Consider the following 4,851-nt stretch of genomic DNA (forward strand, 5'->3'; position numbering starts at 1 on the left):
AATTCCTTAAAGGAGTGGGAGCATCTTGCTCCCTTATCACAGTAGGGAGCAAGATGCTCCCACTCCTCAAGTCTATGGTTAGACTGCTGCAAAACGGGCTATAGAAGCGGGGATTGCCGCTACAACTGATGTCAGTCATGCCGATCGCCATCCCTACAGGTGATTCGGATCAATGTTCCCTGTTTTTAAGTTATCAAAACACAGGTTAATTATATTAAATGTTAAAAGAGTGTACTAGGCTACCTACGATGAGTGAGTAGAGGGCTTACAATCGGACTGATCAGAGCCAGCATTGGTTACTTTTGCGTTTGGAGTGATTGAATTCACAACTAAACGGTGATGGGTGACAACCCTCATGGGACAAATTGGATGGATGCTGGAACAAATAGCGTGCTGCACTCTTCAGTGCGTGTTTATTATCAAGTCCTGATTCAGATATTTTTTGAGGTGAACCTATGACGTCCTCTCACGCCATCCGGCACCCTATCGTATTTCAGCCGCAAACCTGTTTAGATGAGGCAACCCTTGCTACCATCGAACAAGCCATTGCTCAGTGCGATCGCCCGACGTTATTCGCCATTGACATGAGTCAGGTGGAACTTATTGACAGTCCTGGATTATTTACCCTGGTTTCGGCTCTGAGAACCGCTAGAGAACATGGATCTCGCCTCACCATCTACAATCTCAAAAGCCCGGTTCGGGTTATTTTTGAAATTACTCAGCTCGATCGCATTTTTGAGATTTTTGACACCCAGGAAGCAGCGATCGCGGCGATCGCGCCAGAGTTGTCCTCCTCTAGTCCCAATTCTGACCTCGCTGCTGCTTAACTCGTTCTGCTTATAACTATCTGGGTGTAATCTAAAATCAATCATTTTTAGACGAGCGGGTAATTTTTCCCTCTCAATTTGCTCTCGCCTCCACCTAATTATCACCTAAATAACCTCACTTCTGAATGGGAACAATAGTGAGGTCATAAATGGGCTGTCTGGTCAAGCAGTACCAATGACAGGTGAACAAATCTGGGTCTTGAACGCCCAAACTGGCTAGGGCGGGAATGCTGGGAAAGGGCCAGAGGCGATCAAACCATAGACCCTGCTCATCCCATCCAAACTGAATTAAATAAGTCGCCGGGGGCGCTCCTACCCACTGGAGTAGCTTTCGTCCCAAGGCATAAAGGGGTTGTCGCCAACGGTCGGGCAGATGCACCGGCTGGATGTACGGGGTCATCTCTTCACGGCCTTGTTGTTTCTCGTCTGCCAGTCCGATCGCCTCGCCATAAATCGGCCCTTTTGCCGTCAGCACCACCGGCAGCCACAGGTTACCCTTTCCCGTTGCCACCTGCCACCGTTCGTCGATCGCGCAGCGCAACGCTTCTACATCCTGACAAGCGCTATAGAGGGGCGGTAGCTCCCCGATTACCGAGTCGGGGATATTGAGGGTCAAGGGACAAAACAGCACCTCACTATCCGGTGTAGGCAAGGTTTTTAAGTGAGAAATTGAAACAACCTTTACCTCACAATCCGGGTGGGTTTGCGCGATCGCCCCTTTGAGGGCTTCTACCATCCGGGCGATCGCCTGCGCGTCAGCACCGGGGAACCCCATTGCTGACTCCTCATCCTCGACAATAATCCAGACCTGATTAGGCATTACCCAAAGACGGTAAACTGATATCGCCACCATCGCCACCAGAAATGCTAGGCAACTCCAGATGTCCGTTCTTGCGCTTACTTCTAACTGCCAAACGATAGCTGACACTTTGGAGTTCGGCATGGAGTTGACGGTTTTCCCGTTGCAGGCGTTCCACCTTGTCTTTGACCTCTTCCATGCGATCGGCGAACTTCTGCCGATAAATTTCCGGTAATTCCTGGACCACCTGTTCCAACATCCGGGCGCGATCGGTCAATTCCTGAACCGTTTGGCGCAGATGATAAACCTCCCCATCTTTTTGAGTCATCTGCTCTTGGTAAAAGCTGACTTGCTCCTCCACCCCTTGCAGTTGTTCGCGCAAGGACCGCATTTGAGCCAGGTATTCCTCGGGGACATCTTGAGACGACGGTAGCAGGGTGTTATTGCCCTTGACTAACCGAAATAGCTCTTGGGAGAGTTGTTCAACAAGCTGGTCCCGCATCTGCAACTCTTCGCGCAGTTGAGATACTTCCGCCTGTAGGGAATATAGGTTTGGGGTTTCTGATTGGCTCACGATCGTTCGCAGCTCCTTAATTAACTAAATATCGGTTTATGTAATGGTTAGCGGAAGCGGGGGCGATCGTCATCTTCCCCCAATTCGGTGTTCTGTGTTAATTTACCATTTCACTTCGAGATTGGCACTAATTTTAAACATTCTGTTAAGAAACTTCAGCATTTCATCAGAACTCCGGTGGCTCCATGCCCCTACCAAGCCCGAGGCCCTAACCCCAAATCCCTAGTCTGGGGGGACAACCCAGGTTAGAAACCCGGTTTCGGGTCCCGGGGACCTCAAATGGCTGATGTCCATAAATCTTAACAAAAATTTTACCCGAGCTTGACTGATTGATTAGGTATAGTTATGATTGTAGCTATTGCTCTGAAGCAAAAAAAAGTTAAAATAGCTCTTAAGCCGGAAACAGAAACAGCAGCAGTCCAGTTGTCTAGCACGGGTCATCACCGACTGGGTGAGTAAAATTGCCCGATAATCGCCGGGTTTAAAAGGATGTAAACAATGCTGAATATGGGATGATCACCTCTAAGGGGAATTATCAATACCCTGCTCAGTTTTTCATCCTCTTGAAAACCATTATTTCCTTCCCCACCAATCCCACGGATTTTCCGAGGTTTAGGTAAAACTAAGGGGGAGCCAAAATAAGGCCCGGTGATGAATTCGGTAAAAACTCTGTGTTAGAGATCACTGCGGCTACCACCAACTTGTAAGATACTGAGATAGGGAGCAACCTACCGGGGTGTCAAAATGCTTAGAACAGTCAACAAAGAACTCAAGAGTGAAAGTTTGGAACTCCTGCGGGAATACCAAACCTCTTCCACGACCGATCTGCGGAATCAAATTGTCCAACTCAATGTAGGGCTAGTTCGTAAAGAAGTCCATCACTGGATGCAACAGTGCACGGAAACTTATGACGACCTCTTGCAAGTGGGATGCTTGGGGTTGATTCGGGCGATCGAACGGTTTGATATGTCGAAGGGACACGCATTCAGTTCCTTTGCGGTTCCCTACATTCGTGGGGAAATTCAACATTATCTGCGGGATAAAAGTCCATCAGTCCGGATTCCGCGCCATTGGTTAACCCTGCAACGACAGGCAACCAAGGAAATCCAGAAACTGCAACAAAGTCTCAATCGCCATCCCTCCGATGTGGAAGTGGCATCTGCCTTAAAAATTTCTGTCCCCGAATGGCAAGAAATCAAACTCGCCTGCCGCAACCGAGCTCCCCTGAGTTTGGATGCTCCAGTCCAGGATGATGATGAAGGCGCAGCATCCCTGGGAGAATTAATGCCGGATGCGGGGTATCGCAGTTTCCAGTTAGCGCAGGAAGACCAAATTCGCCTACAATTGGCCCTGGGCAAACTAGAGGATGGGACTCGCAAGGTTTTAGAGTTCGTATTCCTGTACGATTTGACCCAGAAAGAAACAGCGGAACGGATGGGGATTAGTTCGGTAACCGTTTCTCGTCGGGTGAAGAAAGGTCTAACTTCTCTCAAAAAAATGATGGGAGGAGCCGAATAGCTCAAAAACTGCTTATTTTGTTGAGAAATATAAAATAATAAATAAAAGTAGTGTGAAGCTCGATCGCCTCTGCAGAGGCGATCGCGCTTTGTCTGTTGGAGTTCGGCATCGGGGGGATAATGGGGCTCAGAATAACTGCGGCATGGGGATAATTTGATCAGATAAACCGCCATTTATTGAGCCAATCCTAACATCTCTTTAGGCATTACCGCATCCTGGAGATTGGCACCGATTAAGTTAATATTGGAGACATTAGCAGCAGTTAAGTCAGCATCGGTGAGATTGGCAAAGGAGAGATTGGCATCGGTGAGATTGACCCCTTCAAGATTGGTTCGGGTTAAGGTGGCGCTGTTGATAAAGGCCCCCCGAAGATTGGCATTTTGTAAATTCGCGCCGGTTAAATCGGCACCTTCGAGGTTGACATCTTGGAGATTGGCACCGGAAAGGTCCGCATTGCGCAAATCGGCACCAATCAGATGTGCACCACTTAAGTCAGCGCCAGCGAGGTTACAAGCGGCACAGAGATTGGTTTCGATTAATTTGTTGATGTGGGTGGGATTTTGGGCAAAGGCAGGGGAGGCACAGAGTAGGGTGATTGAAACCGCAGTAATTTTTAAAAGGGTGGATTTCATGGGAGTTTTCTCCTTGAATACTATATTTATATTTTCGGTGATTTGGGGACATTACGCTGCGATCGCTAACCCCCAATGGGAGTGAGATATTGTCAACATTTAGGCGATCGGCGTCCTTGCGAAAAATCCCCACTCTGGTATAATTAGCAAAGATATTTCGCGGTTTATGGGAATTAAGGCTAGGTGGATGAGGTGTTTCACCCCTCACTTAGCCAGAAATTAGGGTAAATTGAGGGGGATCAGGTATAATTAGCGGGAAAACTGCGATTTATGTAGAACACATGAGTCTAATTACCCCGGATGAATCGGAGAAAATTGCCCAGTTAATTGCTAGTTTACCGAGCGATCGCCTGTTAGAACAGTGTCAAACCCCGCAACAACAGGCAGAATGGCATAACGCCAGGACCAATCAGCAGATGATTGCCGACTGTTGGCGGGCGAAATATATGGAAAAATTCGGTGACCCCATTGCTGATGCCTGCGATCGGGGGGAAATTTCCC

The 4,851-nt window shown here is 48.3% G+C and carries 5 protein-coding genes and 1 pseudogene; 3 read left to right on the forward strand and 3 right to left on the reverse strand.

All coding sequences use genetic code 11. The annotated features are described in order from the left end of the window. Nucleotides 1-455: 455 nt before the first annotated feature. Nucleotides 456-827, forward strand: a complete 372-nt coding sequence (locus J0895_RS13105; protein WP_207088533.1) for an STAS domain-containing protein — start codon at nucleotides 456-458, stop codon at nucleotides 825-827. Nucleotides 828-942: 115 nt separating this feature from the next. On the opposite strand, the gene J0895_RS13110 is transcribed toward J0895_RS13105, so the two are convergent. Next, a complete protein-coding gene (locus tag J0895_RS13110) occupies nucleotides 943-1,647 on the reverse strand; it encodes a hypothetical protein (protein WP_242541270.1) in 705 nt (234 codons plus the stop codon). Then, entirely contained in the window at nucleotides 1,640-2,200 is a 561-nt protein-coding gene (locus J0895_RS13115; protein WP_207088534.1) for an Npun_F5560 family protein, read from the reverse strand. Before J0895_RS13115 ends, J0895_RS13110 begins: the two co-directional genes overlap by 8 nt. A gap of 744 nt (nucleotides 2,201-2,944) precedes the next feature. On the opposite strand from J0895_RS13115, the gene J0895_RS13120 reads away from it, so the two are divergent. Further along, entirely contained in the window at nucleotides 2,945-3,718 is a 774-nt protein-coding gene (locus tag J0895_RS13120) for an RNA polymerase sigma factor SigF (RefSeq protein ID WP_207088535.1), read from the forward strand. A gap of 173 nt (nucleotides 3,719-3,891) precedes the next feature. Here J0895_RS13120 and J0895_RS13125 read toward each other — a convergent pair whose 3' ends face one another. Next, entirely contained in the window at nucleotides 3,892-4,350 is a 459-nt protein-coding gene (locus J0895_RS13125; RefSeq protein WP_207088536.1) for a pentapeptide repeat-containing protein, read from the reverse strand. Between the two features lie 281 nt (nucleotides 4,351-4,631). Here J0895_RS13125 and J0895_RS13130 point away from each other — a divergent pair. Further along, nucleotides 4,632-4,851: pseudogene (locus J0895_RS13130) on the forward strand (hypothetical protein); the annotation flags it as partial.

The organism is Phormidium pseudopriestleyi FRX01, assembly GCF_017313335.1.
Taxonomy (GTDB): domain Bacteria; phylum Cyanobacteriota; class Cyanobacteriia; order Cyanobacteriales; family Laspinemataceae; genus Laspinema; species Laspinema pseudopriestleyi.